This window comes from Acinetobacter sp. 148 (genome assembly GCF_031196675.1).
In the GTDB taxonomy this organism is placed as follows: domain Bacteria; phylum Pseudomonadota; class Gammaproteobacteria; order Pseudomonadales; family Moraxellaceae; genus Acinetobacter; species Acinetobacter baumannii.
The window spans coordinates 1-13,849 of the sequence record NZ_JAVIMT010000006.1 but is presented as its reverse complement, the minus strand read 5'-3'; the positions used below and the strand labels follow the sequence as shown (position 1 = coordinate 13,849).

12 protein-coding genes and 3 tRNA genes are annotated in these 13,849 nt (G+C 41.9%); 9 read left to right on the top strand and 6 right to left on the bottom strand.

Translation table 11 applies throughout. The features are described 5' to 3' along the window. Positions 1-287 precede the first annotated feature (287 nt). The 9 genes from tpiA to RFX69_RS01165 all read left to right on the top strand — a co-directional run bounded on the left by tpiA (position 288) and on the right by RFX69_RS01165 (position 7,223). Complete coding sequence (tpiA, locus tag RFX69_RS01205) at positions 288-1,082, top strand: triose-phosphate isomerase (protein WP_109090740.1); 795 nt, start codon at positions 288-290, stop codon at positions 1,080-1,082. Between the two features lie 12 nt (positions 1,083-1,094). Next, entirely contained in the window at positions 1,095-1,424 is a 330-nt protein-coding gene (gene secG / locus RFX69_RS01200; protein WP_005129832.1) for a preprotein translocase subunit SecG, read from the top strand. 56 nt (positions 1,425-1,480) lie between these two features. Next, a tRNA-Leu gene (locus RFX69_RS01195) sits at positions 1,481-1,565 on the top strand. Between the two features lie 42 nt (positions 1,566-1,607). Beyond that, a tRNA-Met gene (locus RFX69_RS01190) sits at positions 1,608-1,684 on the top strand. A gap of 89 nt (positions 1,685-1,773) precedes the next feature. Continuing rightward, a tRNA-Met gene (locus RFX69_RS01185) sits at positions 1,774-1,850 on the top strand. A gap of 215 nt (positions 1,851-2,065) precedes the next feature. Beyond that, positions 2,066-2,590: a ribosome maturation factor RimP gene (rimP, locus tag RFX69_RS01180; RefSeq protein ID WP_000777730.1), complete on the top strand. Its 525-nt coding sequence runs from the start codon at positions 2,066-2,068 to the stop codon at positions 2,588-2,590. Between the two features lie 37 nt (positions 2,591-2,627). After that, the gene (gene nusA, locus RFX69_RS01175; RefSeq protein ID WP_000532248.1) at positions 2,628-4,112 is read left to right on the top strand and encodes a transcription termination factor NusA; all 1,485 of its coding nucleotides are present in this window, start codon (positions 2,628-2,630) and stop codon (positions 4,110-4,112) included. 10 nt (positions 4,113-4,122) lie between these two features. Beyond that, positions 4,123-6,822 carry a translation initiation factor IF-2 gene (gene infB, locus RFX69_RS01170; protein WP_000130326.1) on the top strand — a complete coding sequence of 900 codons (2,700 nt, stop codon included), beginning with the start codon at positions 4,123-4,125 and terminating at the stop codon, positions 6,820-6,822. Then, positions 6,822-7,223 (top strand): ribosome-binding factor A, encoded by a 402-nt coding sequence (locus RFX69_RS01165; RefSeq protein WP_000897046.1) that lies wholly within the window; start codon positions 6,822-6,824, stop codon positions 7,221-7,223. Before infB ends, RFX69_RS01165 begins: the two co-directional genes overlap by 1 nt. A 56-nt stretch (positions 7,224-7,279) precedes the next feature. On the opposite strand, the gene RFX69_RS01160 is transcribed toward RFX69_RS01165, so the two are convergent. From RFX69_RS01160 to RFX69_RS01135, 6 genes are read right to left on the bottom strand one after another with little or no spacing between them, the layout of a single operon-like run. Next, positions 7,280-7,684 (bottom strand): Na+/H+ antiporter subunit G, encoded by a 405-nt coding sequence (locus RFX69_RS01160; RefSeq protein WP_064479791.1) that lies wholly within the window; start codon positions 7,682-7,684, stop codon positions 7,280-7,282. Positions 7,685-7,696: 12 nt separating this feature from the next. Further along, complete coding sequence (locus RFX69_RS01155) at positions 7,697-7,972, bottom strand: monovalent cation/H+ antiporter subunit F (protein ID WP_000154076.1); 276 nt, start codon at positions 7,970-7,972, stop codon at positions 7,697-7,699. After that, entirely contained in the window at positions 7,969-8,496 is a 528-nt protein-coding gene (locus RFX69_RS01150; RefSeq protein WP_001177203.1) for a Na+/H+ antiporter subunit E, read from the bottom strand. The genes RFX69_RS01155 and RFX69_RS01150 overlap by 4 nt, the downstream gene beginning before the upstream one ends. Before the next feature lie 2 nt (positions 8,497-8,498). Next, positions 8,499-10,310: a monovalent cation/H+ antiporter subunit D gene (locus RFX69_RS01145; protein ID WP_289332639.1), complete on the bottom strand. Its 1,812-nt coding sequence runs from the start codon at positions 10,308-10,310 to the stop codon at positions 8,499-8,501. Continuing rightward, the gene (locus tag RFX69_RS01140) at positions 10,310-10,678 is read right to left on the bottom strand and encodes a Na+/H+ antiporter subunit C (protein WP_000624229.1); all 369 of its coding nucleotides are present in this window, start codon (positions 10,676-10,678) and stop codon (positions 10,310-10,312) included. Before RFX69_RS01140 ends, RFX69_RS01145 begins: the two co-directional genes overlap by 1 nt. Beyond that, entirely contained in the window at positions 10,675-13,524 is a 2,850-nt protein-coding gene (locus tag RFX69_RS01135; RefSeq protein WP_000381583.1) for a monovalent cation/H+ antiporter subunit A, read from the bottom strand. The genes RFX69_RS01140 and RFX69_RS01135 overlap by 4 nt, the downstream gene beginning before the upstream one ends. Between the last annotated feature and the right edge of the window lie 325 nt (positions 13,525-13,849).

Here is a 13,849-nt window from a genome sequence, read left to right as displayed (position 1 = left end):
CTGCCTATGTTAATGTGTTTATAATTGGTATATGAAAAATTATACTTTTGTTATGTAAAATTACTACCTTAGAAAATGTTGCTCGGGTCCTACTCAGCCTATTAAAGCTTGAACCAGTCGAAGTTTTTCTTTATTAATTTTTAGAACGTCGGACTTTTAATAAAGTAAAGTTTTTTCTTAATTTCAAACACTAGAAAAGATATGAGTAATCGCGTTAAAGAAAAGTATCTGAAATTTGTATAAATGCGTGTAGAATGTGCTGCATTTTTTGATGAAAGGTGAGCAGTATGTCGGGTTCGACGATTACGCCTTGGGTAGTTGGTAACTGGAAAATGAATCCAATGCGTGCCAACGCCAACCAACTTATAGAAGAATTTAAACAATTATTGCAACAAAACCAAATTGCAGATGAAAACTGCCATGTGGGCGTTGCCCCTGTTTCTATTGCTCTTACAACGGTACAAGCGCAATTACAGGATGCTGCAAGAACGGTATATACGGTTGCACAGGATGTATCACGTGTTGCTGGTACAGGCGCTTATACTGGCGAAGTCAGTGCAGAACTATTAAAAGATAGCCAAATTAATTTCGTACTGGTCGGACACTCTGAACGTCGTGATATTTTTGGTGACAACGTTGAAATTTTGAAGACAAAACTCCAAAATGCATTAAATGCGGGTATGACTGTCATTTATTGTGTGGGCGAAAGTCTTGAACAACGTGAGCAAGGTCAGGCCGAGCAAGTTGTTTTACAGCAAATTTGTGATATTGCACCTGTAGTTACTGCAGAACAATGGCAAAACCAAGTGGTTATTGCCTATGAACCTATTTGGGCAATTGGTACAGGTAAAACAGCTTCTCCGCAAGATGCGCAAGCGATGCATGCTAAAATTCGTGAAGGCTTATGCCAACTTACATCAGCCGGCTCAAATATTGCTATTTTGTATGGCGGTAGTGTAAAAGCTGAAAATGCTGTTGAGTTAGCTGCATGTCCAGATATCAATGGTGCGTTGGTGGGTGGTGCTTCATTAAATGCAGCATCTTTTTATCAAATTGTACAAGCCTTCGCGCAAAGCAAATAACGAGGATAGGGTATGCACTCTTTTGTACTTGTTGTACATATTATTTTAGCAGTACTGATGATTGCATTAATTTTAGTGCAACATGGTAAAGGCGCAGATGCAGGTGCCTCTTTTGGTGGAGGTGGCGCAGCAACAGTATTTGGTGCGTCTGGTTCAGGTAACTTCTTGACTCGCGTGACTGCAATTTTGACAGCTTTATTCTTTGTGACCAGTTTGACTCTGGCTGTTTTTGCCAAGAAGCAAACGACTGAAGCATATAGTTTGAAAACTGTACAAACGACTGCGCCAGTGCAGACTACATCGCCTGAAACTTCACCAAATGCACCAAAAACCGGCCAATAATTGGAAATAAGACTTTCCTTTTGGAATTGAAAGGACTAGAATGCGTCCCACAAGCTGCGGTGGTGGTGGAATTGGTAGACACGCTACCTTGAGGTGGTAGTGCTTTCGGGCGTGGGGGTTCAAGTCCCCCCTTCCGCACCAACTTTGAACCAGAAAGTTGAGTGCAAGCAGTTTTGTTTTTGATGCGGGATGGAGCAGTCTGGTAGCTCGTCGGGCTCATAACCCGAAGGTCGTTGGTTCAAATCCAGCTCCCGCTACCAATTTGATTAAGGTGCAACTTAATCAAGCGAATATTGGATAAGTTTACATTGACTTTTTTCGATATTTGTATATAATTTTTGCACGTTGATGCGGGATGGAGCAGTCTGGTAGCTCGTCGGGCTCATAACCCGAAGGTCGTTGGTTCAAATCCAGCTCCCGCTACCAAGTTTCTTAAAGAGGCTCACAGACAAGGTGGGCCTTTTTGCACAGTGGACTATTGTTTTCTGTGCTATATAGGGGCGATTAACGCCCTTTTTTATTGGTTATCGTATCGCTATCGTGTAGTGTCGACATCAATTGGTCAAATAGTCATGCTTCACTATAGTAAGTCTGTGTCGGTTAAAACAACCGATTGAATCGCACGAGAATGACGAGAGTAAATGAAATTATCAAATAAATCCCAAGCATTGTATGACATGATTGCTCCAGCAGTGGAGGCATGTGGTGTCGACCTTTGGGGAATTGAATTCCTTCCACAAGGTAAGCGTTCATTATTGCGTATTTATATCGATAGACCGGTTGATGAAAATGCTGAACCAGTGATTAATGAAGATGGTGAAGTAGAGCAAGGCCGCGGTATTGGTGTAGAAGATTGTGTTCGTGTTACACAACAGGTCGGCGCAATGCTGGATGTCCATGATCCGATTTCAGGTGAATATGCATTAGAAGTTTCTTCACCAGGTTGGGATCGCCCATTTTTTCAACTCGAACAGTTGCAAGGCTACATTGGACAACAGGTTGCTTTGCGTTTGATTGCTGCAGTAGAAAATCGTCGTAAATTTCAAGCAAAACTCCTTGCTGTAGACCTTGAAAATGAAGAGATTCAGGTTGAAGTTGAAGGAAAGCATGTGCTTGATATCGACAGCAACAATATCGATAAAGCAAACTTGATCTATCAAGATTAAATTTATTTAAATTATATAAGAAATCGGTAGGTGACTTATGGGCCGCGAAATTCTTACCGTTGTTGAAACGGTTAGTAATGAAAAAGGTGTTAGTCGTGAAGCGATCTTCGAAGCTTTAGAACAAGCTCTAGTTGCTGCAACGAAGAAAAAATTTTACGAGGGTACCAATTCTGAAGAAGCTCAGCTTCGTGTAGAAATTGATCGTAGAACTGGTGATTACCGTACTTTCCGTCAATGGACTGTTGTGGCAGATGAAGATCATGAAATGCCAGCATGCCAAGACGCAATTTCTGATGTTGATCCTGCAAAATGGTCAATTGGCGACGTTCGTGAGCTTGAAGTAGAATCGATTGAGTTCGGTCGTATCGCTGCGCAGATTGCGAAACAGGTTATCGTACAAAAAATTCGTGAAGCAGAGCGTGCATTAGTTGCTGATGCTTATGAATCAAAAGTTGGCGAGCTAATTTACGGTGAAGTGAAAAAGCAAACTAAAGATGGTTTCATCATTGACTTAGGTGACAATGCTGAAGCTTATTTAGCTCGTGAAGAAATGATTCCTAAAGAGATTCTTCGTCCAAAACAACGTGTAAATGCTATTTTATATAGTGTAAACCGTGAAGGCCGTGGTGCTCAGCTTCTATTATCACGCGCTAAGCCTGAAATGCTTATTGCTTTGATGAAGAAAGAAATTCCTGAAATTTCTGAAGAAATTATTGAAATTAAAGCTGCGGCACGTCAACCAGGTGTTCGTGCAAAAATTGCAGTAAAAACGAACGACCACCGTATTGACCCTGTTGGTGCATGTATTGGTATGCGTGGAACACGTATCCAAGCGGTACAGCAAGAGTTAAATGGTGAGCGTATTGATGTTGTAGTTTGGTCTGATGATCCAGCTCAATACATCGCAAGTGCATTAGAACCAGCTGATGTATCAGGCATTGTGCTTGATGAAGATGCAAAAAGTGCAGATATTATTTTTGCTACTAACGATCAATTGGCGCGTGCGATTGGTTCGCAAGGTCAAAATGTTCGTTTAGCTTCTGATTTAACTGGCTACAAACTCGACATGATGCTTGAAGAAGAGTATCGTGCTCGTCAGCAGAATGAAGCTCAGCAATATCTCGACATGTTCGTATCACGTTTAGATATTGAAGAAGACTTGGCAATGGCGTTAGTAGAGATGGGCTTCACTTCTTTAGAAGAGATTGCTTATGTGCCAGCTGAAACTTTTGACGAAATTGAACTTGACGCTGAGTTAGTTGAGTTATTGCAAAGTCGTGCAAAAGAAGCTGCATTAACTGATGCATTGAAACAGCAAGAAAATATTCAAGAACCGAGTGCAGACCTTCTCAATATGGAAGGCATGACCTCTGAGATCGCTTACTCGCTAGCCGCTCGCGGTATTATTACTGTTGATGATTTGGCAGATCAAGCAACTGACGATATTTCTGATATTGAAGGTCTTGGTCATGAAAAAGCAGGTCAATTGATCATGAAAGCTCGCGAATCATGGTTTAACTAGGAGATGAAATATGACGGACAAGTCGATTAAAGAGTTAGCTCTCAGCGTAGGACGTCCTGTTGAGAAGCTCCTAGAACAGGCTCGTGAAGCAGGTTTGCCTCAACGTACAGCAGACGACATTATTACCACTGAACAACAGGACACCTTAGTCAATTATTTGAAAAAGGTGCATGGTCAGGAAAGTGGTAACACAGGAAAAATTGCGTTGAAACGTAAAACAACCAGTACCGCTAAAGTTGCAAGTACTTCGGGTAAAGCAAAAACTATTAACGTAGAAGTACGTAAAAAACAGGTTTTTGCTAAACCAAACCCAGAACAAATTGCAGCAGAAGCTAAAGCGCGTGCAGAAGCAGAAGCTAAAGCCCGTGCAGAACAACAAGCGCGTGAAGCTGCAGAGCAAAAAGCGCGTCTTCAAACAGAGCAAAAAGCAAAAGCAACTTTAGATGCAATGCGTGCTGCTCATCAACAAGATAGCGCTGCACAGTCAGCTCCTAAAGCTGCTGTTGTAGTGAAAAAACGTGGTGGTGGTACAGTAAAACCTGCACCAAAACCAGCAGAAACATTAGAGCAAAAGAAAGCGCGTGAAGCACAAACAGCTCAGTTGAAAGCAACTGAAGAAGCTGCACGTCGTAAAGCGGCTGAGGAAGCTCAGCAGCGTACGCTTGAACAAATGCGTAAGATGGCATCTAAATATTCAAATGATGATGCTACTGCAACTATTCGTGTGATTGATGATTCTCCTCTTGCTTCAGGTCTTGTTGGCCAAGCTTATGAAGATTCATTTAATCAAGAAGACCGTGAAATTAAACGTGGTGGTGCTACAACTAACCCTCGCGCTGGTAAGAAAGGCGGTCGTCGTGGTCAAGAAGAGCAAAGCTTCGTTAACCATAACAAACGTGGTTTAAAATCAAGCCAAGCGAACAAGCATGGTTTTGAAAAGCCAGTTAAAAAGCAAGTCTATGATGTAGAAATCGGTTCAAGCATTGTTGTTGCCGATCTTGCTCAAAAGATGGCGATTAAAGTACGTGAAGTTATCAAGACACTTATGAAAATGGGTGAATTGGTTAACCAGAACCAGACAATTGACCAAGATACAGCTGCACTTGTTGTAGAAGAAATGGGTCATAACCCTGTTCTAGTTTCTGATACACAAGCAGAAGATAACTTACTTGAAGCAGCTGAAGAAGCACGTGGTGAACAAACTACTCGTCCTCCAGTTGTTACAATCATGGGTCACGTTGACCATGGTAAAACATCATTACTTGACCGTATCCGTCGTTCTAAAGTGGCGGCAGGTGAAGCAGGTGGTATTACCCAGCACATTGGTGCATATCACGTTGAAACAGACAAAGGGATTATTACATTCCTTGATACACCGGGACACGCAGCATTTACTTCAATGCGTGCACGTGGTGCTAAAGCAACGGATATCGTGGTATTGGTTGTTGCAGCAGATGACGGTGTAATGCCGCAAACTGCAGAAGCGATTGACCATGCACGTGCAGCAGGAACTCCAATTATTGTTGCTATCAACAAAATGGATAAAGAATCTGCTGATCCAGACCGTGTGTTAAATGAATTAACAACCAAAGAAATCGTTCCAGAAGAATGGGGCGGTGATGTTCCGGTTGCTAAGGTTTCAGCACATACTGGCCAAGGTATTGATGAACTCCTTGATTTAATTCTGATTCAATCTGAATTGATGGAATTAAAAGCATCTGCTGAAGGTGCTGCACAAGGTGTTGTTATTGAAGCACGTGTGGATAAAGGCCGTGGTGCAGTAACTTCGATTCTTGTTCAAAATGGTACATTAAATATTGGTGACCTTGTTCTTGCTGGTTCATCATATGGCCGTGTTCGTGCGATGTCTGATGAAAACGGTAAGCCGATTAAGTCAGCAGGACCATCTATTCCAGTGGAAATTTTGGGTCTACCAGAAGCTCCAATGGCGGGTGATGAAGTTCTTGTAGTAAATGACGAGAAGAAGGCACGTGAAGTTGCTGATGCTCGTGCAGACCGTGAACGTGAAAAACGTATCGAACGTCAAAGCGCAATGCGTCTTGAAAACATCATGGCATCTATGGGCAAAAAAGACGTTCCTACAGTGAATGTTGTTTTAAGAACAGATGTTCGTGGTACTTTAGAAGCATTGAATGCTGCATTACATGAACTCTCTACTGATGAAGTAAAAGTTCGCGTAATTAGTTCTGGTGTTGGTGCGATCACTGAGTCTGACGTAATTCTTGCCGAGTCTTCAGAAGCTGTATTGTTAGGCTTCAACGTTCGTGCTGATACAGCTGCTCGTCAGAAGAGTGACCAAGACGGTATCGATATTCGTTACTACAGCATCATCTATGAATTGATTGATGATGTAAAAGATGCCATGAGCGGTAAACTTGCTCCTGAACACCGTGAAACTATCTTGGGTGTTGCTCAAGTACGTGAAGTGTTCCGTTCTAGTAAGTTTGGTGCTGCTGCGGGCTGTATGGTTATGGAAGGCGTGATTCACCGTAACAAACCAATCCGTGTCTTACGTGATGATGTTGTGATTTTCCAAGGTGAACTTGAATCATTACGTCGTTATAAAGATGTCGTTGATGAAGTTCGTGCCGGTATGGAATGTGGTCTTGCCGTGAAAGGTTATAACGACATCAAACCTCTTGATAAGATTGAGGTTTATGATGTTCAAATGGTTAAACGGAGTCTTTAATGGCGGGTGGACAACGCTTAAAGCGAATGGCGGATTCAGTACAGCGCGAGCTTTCTGAACTTATCCGTCAGGAGTTGAAAGATCCGCGTCTGGGTGGTCTTGTGACCATCTCAGGCGTTAAAGTCAGTCCGGACTTAGGTTATGCCGATGTCTATGTGACCGTGATGGGTCGTGAATTAAGCGATGACCAAAACGAAGTGGCTCACCGTGAAACACTAGATATTTTGAATAAAGCATCTGGTTTTTTACGTCAGGAGTTGAGTCGTCGTATTAAAACGCGCATCACGCCTCGCTTGCGTTTCCATTACGATAAAACTAATGCATATGGTAACTATATGTTTGGTCTTATCGAAAAAGCGGTACAAGATTTACCGAAACGTGAGTCAGATGACGAAGAGTAATGAAAACTCAAAATAAAAAAGCCACCTTGGGGTGGCTTTTTTATGTGTTCAAGTTTTTATTCTTGAGGAGGTTCCATGGGTGGTTTGTTTTGTGAAAAACGTTGCCCAATTTTATAACGATCCCACGGTAGAGGACGTTCAATAGCTTCAGGAACTTCACCACTCAATGAGCGTAAACGTAAATGTAGCGCGGCTTGAGCAATTAAGTTGGCTGATACAGGTGCAGTAATAAAAGCCAACAGTGTAATAAGTAACTCGGCAAAGCCAAATCGGCCTTGAAAAGCAAAAAAGATCATTGAAGCAATTAAAAAGCTACCTAAGCCTAATGTACTCGACTTGGTAGGTGCATGTAGTCGCATGAATAAATCGGGTAGACGTACCATACCGATAGATCCGACTAACATAAAAAAAGCACCGAAAACCAGAAAGATCGAAACAATAATTTCTATTGTAATTTGCATTTTGACCTTCCCCTAATCGATTACATGACCGGTTGTAAAATAACGAGCTAAAGCAGCCGTTGAAACAAACCCTAGCATAGCGACTAACAACGCCCCTTCGAATAAAGAGGTGGTTGTCCAATAAATGCCTAACACAATAATGAGACAGGTCGCATTTAAAAATAGGGTATCAAGCGCTAGTAGGCGGTCGACAATAGATGGCCCCATCACCATTCGAAAAAGGCAAAGCAACATAGAGATTGTGATAGCAATCAAGCTAATGCCAAGAGCATAAGGTAGGATGGTCATGCGTTGTCCTCCGATTTGCTTTTCACATCAAAAATTTCCATGAGTGGAGCCTCATAGCGTTGTTTGATGTCTTGCACATCACTTTCAGTATTTTCTGTGCTAAGAGAGTGGACCAAAATATCACCACGCTCTTGATCAATACCGGCAGAGACCGTGCCAGGCGTTGTGGTAATAATCATTGCCAGTAAAGAGTTTACTTGTTCATGTTCTGTTTCTAATGGAACACGGTACCATTTAGGATGTAATTTTTTCGGTGACCCTAATACCAGTTTAGCAACCCGAAAATTGGAAATAATAATGTCCCACAAGACAACAAAACACAGTTTTATGGCAGGTTTCCAATGGATATGCGGGGTTCTGGTAATAAAAGGACGAACTAGACGGGGAATAACAAGCCCCAAAATTACAGCCATAAGCAGGTCGCTCGCATCAAGACTATGCGCGAGCATTAACCAGAAGATGATAATCAAAAAAGAAACAAATGGATGCGGAAACCAGCGGTCAAGCAATTTAGATAGCTGCATTGTTATGGCTCCATAGGTTTCAGTTGACTTTCATCAGCAATGGTTGGGGTTTGCAATTTTTCTTGCTGCTGAATTTGGCGGTGTTTATATTCAGAAATATGCTCACCGTTGAAAGTATCTTTTGAAATAATGTCAGGAATAAGATAGGCATTATGATCTTCAACCTCACCACCATATTTTGTTTCTGGTAAATAAGTTGAGTCATATGGCTGAACACTAATAACTTCGCCATTTTGATCAGTTTTAAGAATAGATTGCTGATACAGGGCATGATCTTGAATTTGCTGAGCGGTATTTGTGGTGTAATGCAATACAGGTGAAGCAAATGCTACATAAGCCACTAAACCGGCAAGCAAGATATAGATGACTGTATCGTTACGTGGCGGTGCTTTTTCAGGTAAAGCACGATAAATAATATAAGCAGGATTGATCGGGTCTTCTTCTGGTGGTGATGCACGCCAGAATAAAATAAAGCCGACACGTGTTAATGCAATAATGCTTAATAGGCTCACCAAAAGAACAATACCAATAACCCAGCCTTGATATGCAGTTTCAACAGTAGCCTGCAAAATAAATACTTTCCCAAAGAAGCCACTAAAAGGTGGTAAGCCTGCGAGCATCATGGCAATCAGGAAATAGGTCAGCATGGCTGCTTTTTCTTGTTTAATTCTTGGTGCAATCTTTAAATGGTCTTTAAAATCACCGCGCTGTGAAGTCATCCAGCCACAGAACAGGTAAAATGCTGCACCAATTAATGTACTGTGGACTAAATAGAATAATGCTCCAGACCACGCTTGCGTGTTTGACATGGCAATTGCAATCAATAAAGTACCAATTGAAGACAGCACCATAAAGCCAATAAAACGTCTGAGGCGATCTGCACCAATTGCGCCAATCACGCCATATAAAGAAGTCACTAAACCAATTGGAAGTAACCAGCTTTTAAAGATTTCTTGGCTGAGTACATCATTAAATACAGTTCCATTGACACGCAAAATGGCATAGATCCCCACTTTGGTCATAATGGTAAAAATTGCTGCGACAGGTGTACTTGCCACGGCATAAGTTTTTGGTAGCCAAAAACCAACTGGTAGCATGGCCGCTTTAATACCAAACACGACAAATAAGAGTAAGGCACCTGCAACTGCTAATTTATGTTGATCTGCATCTAAAGTCGGTAGCAAACGTGAAACGTCAGCCATATTGAGGCTACCTACACTGCCATAGATCATGCCAAGACCAATTAAGAACAGGGCAGAGGCTAAAAGGTTGATAATGACGTAGTGCACACCAAGCTGAAATCTCGGTTTTCCTTGTCCATGTAATAAGAGGACGTAGGATGCCATGAGCAAGATTTCAAAGAAAACGAACAGGTTAAATAAGTCGCCTGTGAGAAATGCGCCACATAGCCCCATTAAAAGAAAATGGAATATGGCGTGGAAATAGCGACCTCTCGTATCCCAGTTTTCACTGGCATACCATAAAACTGGAACTGCTAAGGCATAAGTTAAAACCAGCATAAAAGCTGAAAGGCGGTCGAGTACCAGCACAATACCAAAGGGAGCTGACCACTCGCTCAACTGATAAACCGTAATTTGGCCAGTGTTTGCAACAAGCAGATAACTAACAGCAGTGATTAACCCAGCTATTGCTGAGATCAAACTAATGCCACGGCGCCAAGGTTGTCGCCAATCTTCTTTTAATGCACCAGCGCCAGGGTTACCTAGAAGCAATAGGATAAAACCAGTAAATGCCGGGATGAGGATACTGAAAATTGGTGTATTAGCTTGCCAAAAAGATAAAAAATCAAACATCACGGCTCATCCTCACGTGGGTCGTATGTTGGAGAAATATCTTCTTTAGCATCAACATGGTCACTACCGGATTCATAACGGCTACGTAATGCGAGTTGCACAATAAAAGCGGTAGTGGCAAAACCGATCACGATTGCTGTTAAAACAAGTGCTTGTGGAAGTGGATCTGTAATATTGGTGGTTTCGGTTAGGATGGCTGGTGAGCTGACTTGCAAACGACCCATCGCAAACAAAAATAAGTTAACCGCATAGCCCAGCACTGCTAAGCCCAACACAACAGGGAAGGTACGCGCACGTAAAATTAGATAAATGCCTGTCGCAACAAGTAGCCCAATGGCAGAGGCCAGTAAGAATTCTAAACTGATCATGATGATTTCTCCCCATGAGGTACAGGACCAGACATACTCGAGTGGCGAGAGTCCCCTAATACAGAAATGAGTAGCATGGTAGCGCCTACTACGGTGATATACACACCCAGATCAAAGCTCGCTGCTGAAGCCAGATGTAACTTACCTAAAACTGGTAATTCAACATAGACGTGCGCACTGGTTAAGAATGGACGTGCCCAGAACCATGCGGCAATGCCAGTAAGGCCTGCAATTGTTAATCCAGAGCCAATCCAGATTTCGTAAAGACGACCGGATTGGGCTTTTAACATTTGTTCTGCTTGATCTTGACCTAAAGCAATGTACTGAATAATCAGTGCCATTGAGGTAATTAGACCTGCAATAAAGCCACCACCCGGGTAGTTGTGCCCACGCATAAAGATATAGACACTTACGACCAATGCTAAAGGTAACACCCAAGAGGCCGTAATACGGAACATGAGCGGAGATGGGTTAAAGCGGTAGGTGAGGCCTTGTGTCATGGTGGTGCCATGTACACGCATGCCATCCATCAGGCATAGCGCACCAATCGCAGCAATGCCTAGTACTGTAATTTCACCAAAGGTATCAAAGCCACGGAAGTCCACCAAAATAACATTTACAATGTTTGAACCGCCGCCAAGTGGTAAGGATTGCTGAGCAAAGAACCATGAAATCGAATTATGATCACGCGTTAAAATAAGCCATGTAATCCAACCAATTCCTAAACCGCCAATAATTGCTAACGCAGCATCTCTCCAACGTCTTGAGCGACGAGATTCATATGGTGTAAGTTGTGGGAGTAACGATAAGCTCATCAACAACAGAACAGTCGTAACTACATCTACCGTAATTTGAGTGAGTGCTAAGTCAGGCGCCGACATGGTGACAAATACCATGGTAACCACAAGACCAATTGCACCGCTAATGAGTACAGCCTTAATACGTTCATGGTGGAACCAAAGCATCATCCAGCAACCTGAGAATAAGGTCAGCCAAAGAACTACTGCAATCCATGGTGCGTGAGTCAGCTCACGTGTACCTGTGGTAAGGCCCTGATTGAACAAAGGCAGAGTAACCATGACGATGCTAAAAGCAATGATTAAGAACAGGTAACTTTGCAAAGAACCATTTTCGGTTTTTTGTTTAATTTTTCGGCTTGTTAATAATAAATGCTTTAAGAATAAGTCAAATAAAATACGGCCTTGTAAGCGCCCTAAACGTGGGTCAAGGTCGATCTTACGAATCATGCCATCTTTTGCTAGGGCAAAATAGAAAAGCGTACCGCCAACCAGAGCAATAATACTCATGATTAATGGCGCATTAAATCCATGCCAAATTGCAAGATGAGTACCTGCAAAATCAGGTTGCATAAGACTTGCACGTGTCACACTGTTAACTAGAGGCTCGACCAGTAGGGCAGGGAAAATACCGACCAAAATACATAATGTCGCAAGCAATATAGCTGGTGCTCGCATGCCGATAGGTGGCTCATGGGCATTTTTATTTGGAACTTGTTTACCTATGGGGCCATCAAAAAATACGCCGTGTACTAAGCGAATTGAATAGCTGACTGCAAAAATACCGGCAAGCGTTGCAATAATACTGGCAAAGATAACAGTTGATCCTGAAAGGCTCGCTAATAGCTCGGTAAAGAACATTTCTTTAGAAATAAAGCCATTAGTGAGAGGAACACCTGCCATGGATGCCGCTGTAATCATAGTCAGTGTTGCGGTAAATGGTAATAGTTGCCAAATCCCACTTAACTTTCTAAGATCACGTGTACCTGTTTCATGGTCAATGATCCCGGCAATCATAAACAGGGCAGCTTTAAAGGTGGCGTGGTTAATAATATGGAAAATTGCCGCAGCAACAGCCAAAGGTGAACCAATACCAAGCAGGCAAACGATAAGACCTAAATGACTAATTGTAGAATAGGCTAGTAGCCCTTTTAGATCTTCTTTAAAAATTGCGAAGCATGCGGCCATACAAAGTGTAAATAGGCCGACAAACGTGACAATGTTGTGATAAAGCGCAGCGCCAATGAAAATAGGTGCAAGACGAGCTAATAAGAAAATCCCAGCTTTTACCATGGTGGCAGAGTGCAAATAGGCCGACACGGGAGTGGGCGCTGCCATTGCATTGGGTAACCAAAAATGGAACGGGAACTGAGCACTTTTAGTAAATGCACCCAGTAAAATAAGCAAAAGCGTCGGAACAAACAGATAGTGACTTTGAATGAGGTCTTTCATTCCGACAATATCATTAATTTCGTAGGTTCCTGTGATTTGTCCTAATAAGACAAATCCACCTAGCATGGCGAGTCCACCCATACCTGTAATGGTAAGTGCCATACGCGAGCCACGTTGAGCAGCTTCGTAATGACTCCAGTAACCGACTAATAGGAAGGATGAAATACTGGTAAGTTCCCAAAAGACTAATAAAATAATTAAATTGTTAGAAAGAGAAATACCGAGCATTGCTGCCATAAACAGCATGAGTAATAAATATAATTTACTTAATGAATTTTTAGGGCCTAAATAATAATAGGCATAAATATAAATGAGTGTACCGATACCGGTAATAAGAAGAGAAAATAATAAACCAAGGGCATCAAGTCTAAAGCTCAGATTAATTCCTAATTGTGGTAACCAATCCCAACTTTGTTGAATGCTTGCACCACCAAGCACAGTTTTAGCCTGAGTCAGTAATAAACCAAAACTGGTTAAACTGACTCCGATCGCCCCTAAAGCCGTTACTCCACGTGAAAACCGTTGAAGCAATGAAACAAGGGTGGTGCCTAATATTAACGGTAATAAGATAATTATCGGTAGCACACTCGTATCCATATATAATTTAGACCGAAGCCTAAAGGTGAAATTTTCATTTCAGAATAGATAGGAATTCAAAGAGATTTCCAAAGCTTATATTCTGAAAACCCGACCAAATTAGAAAAATAAAGCGAGAAACAAGTTGTATTGCGCAACTTGAATAATAAAAACGCAAAATGAAATTTATTGTACACTAAAAAATCATTAAAAATCTGATGTTATTACATGTGGTAACAACATCTAGTGATTTTCCAGCTCAAAAAACCAGATTTCATCATATATTTAGCGAATTCGGTTTTATTATAAAAATTGAGCGAAATGGATAGGGTGTGTTGACACTTTT

Bases quoted from the DNA above. Each gene is read 5' to 3' on its own strand.
- tpiA (WP_109090740.1), top strand. From the start codon at position 288: ATGTCGGGTTCGACGATTACGCCTTGGGTAGTTGGTAACTGGAAAATG.
- secG (WP_005129832.1), top strand. From the start codon at position 1,095: ATGCACTCTTTTGTACTTGTTGTACATATTATTTTAGCAGTACTGATG.
- rimP (WP_000777730.1), top strand. From the start codon at position 2,066: ATGAAATTATCAAATAAATCCCAAGCATTGTATGACATGATTGCTCCA.
- nusA (WP_000532248.1), top strand. From the start codon at position 2,628: ATGGGCCGCGAAATTCTTACCGTTGTTGAAACGGTTAGTAATGAAAAA.
- infB (WP_000130326.1), top strand. From the start codon at position 4,123: ATGACGGACAAGTCGATTAAAGAGTTAGCTCTCAGCGTAGGACGTCCT.
- RFX69_RS01165 (WP_000897046.1), top strand. From the start codon at position 6,822: ATGGCGGGTGGACAACGCTTAAAGCGAATGGCGGATTCAGTACAGCGC.
- RFX69_RS01160 (WP_064479791.1), bottom strand. From the start codon at position 7,684: ATGCAAATTACAATAGAAATTATTGTTTCGATCTTTCTGGTTTTCGGT.
- RFX69_RS01155 (WP_000154076.1), bottom strand. From the start codon at position 7,972: ATGACCATCCTACCTTATGCTCTTGGCATTAGCTTGATTGCTATCACA.
- RFX69_RS01150 (WP_001177203.1), bottom strand. From the start codon at position 8,496: ATGCAGCTATCTAAATTGCTTGACCGCTGGTTTCCGCATCCATTTGTT.
- RFX69_RS01145 (WP_289332639.1), bottom strand. From the start codon at position 10,310: ATGTTTGATTTTTTATCTTTTTGGCAAGCTAATACACCAATTTTCAGT.
- RFX69_RS01140 (WP_000624229.1), bottom strand. From the start codon at position 10,678: ATGATCAGTTTAGAATTCTTACTGGCCTCTGCCATTGGGCTACTTGTT.
- RFX69_RS01135 (WP_000381583.1), bottom strand. From the start codon at position 13,524: ATGGATACGAGTGTGCTACCGATAATTATCTTATTACCGTTAATATTA.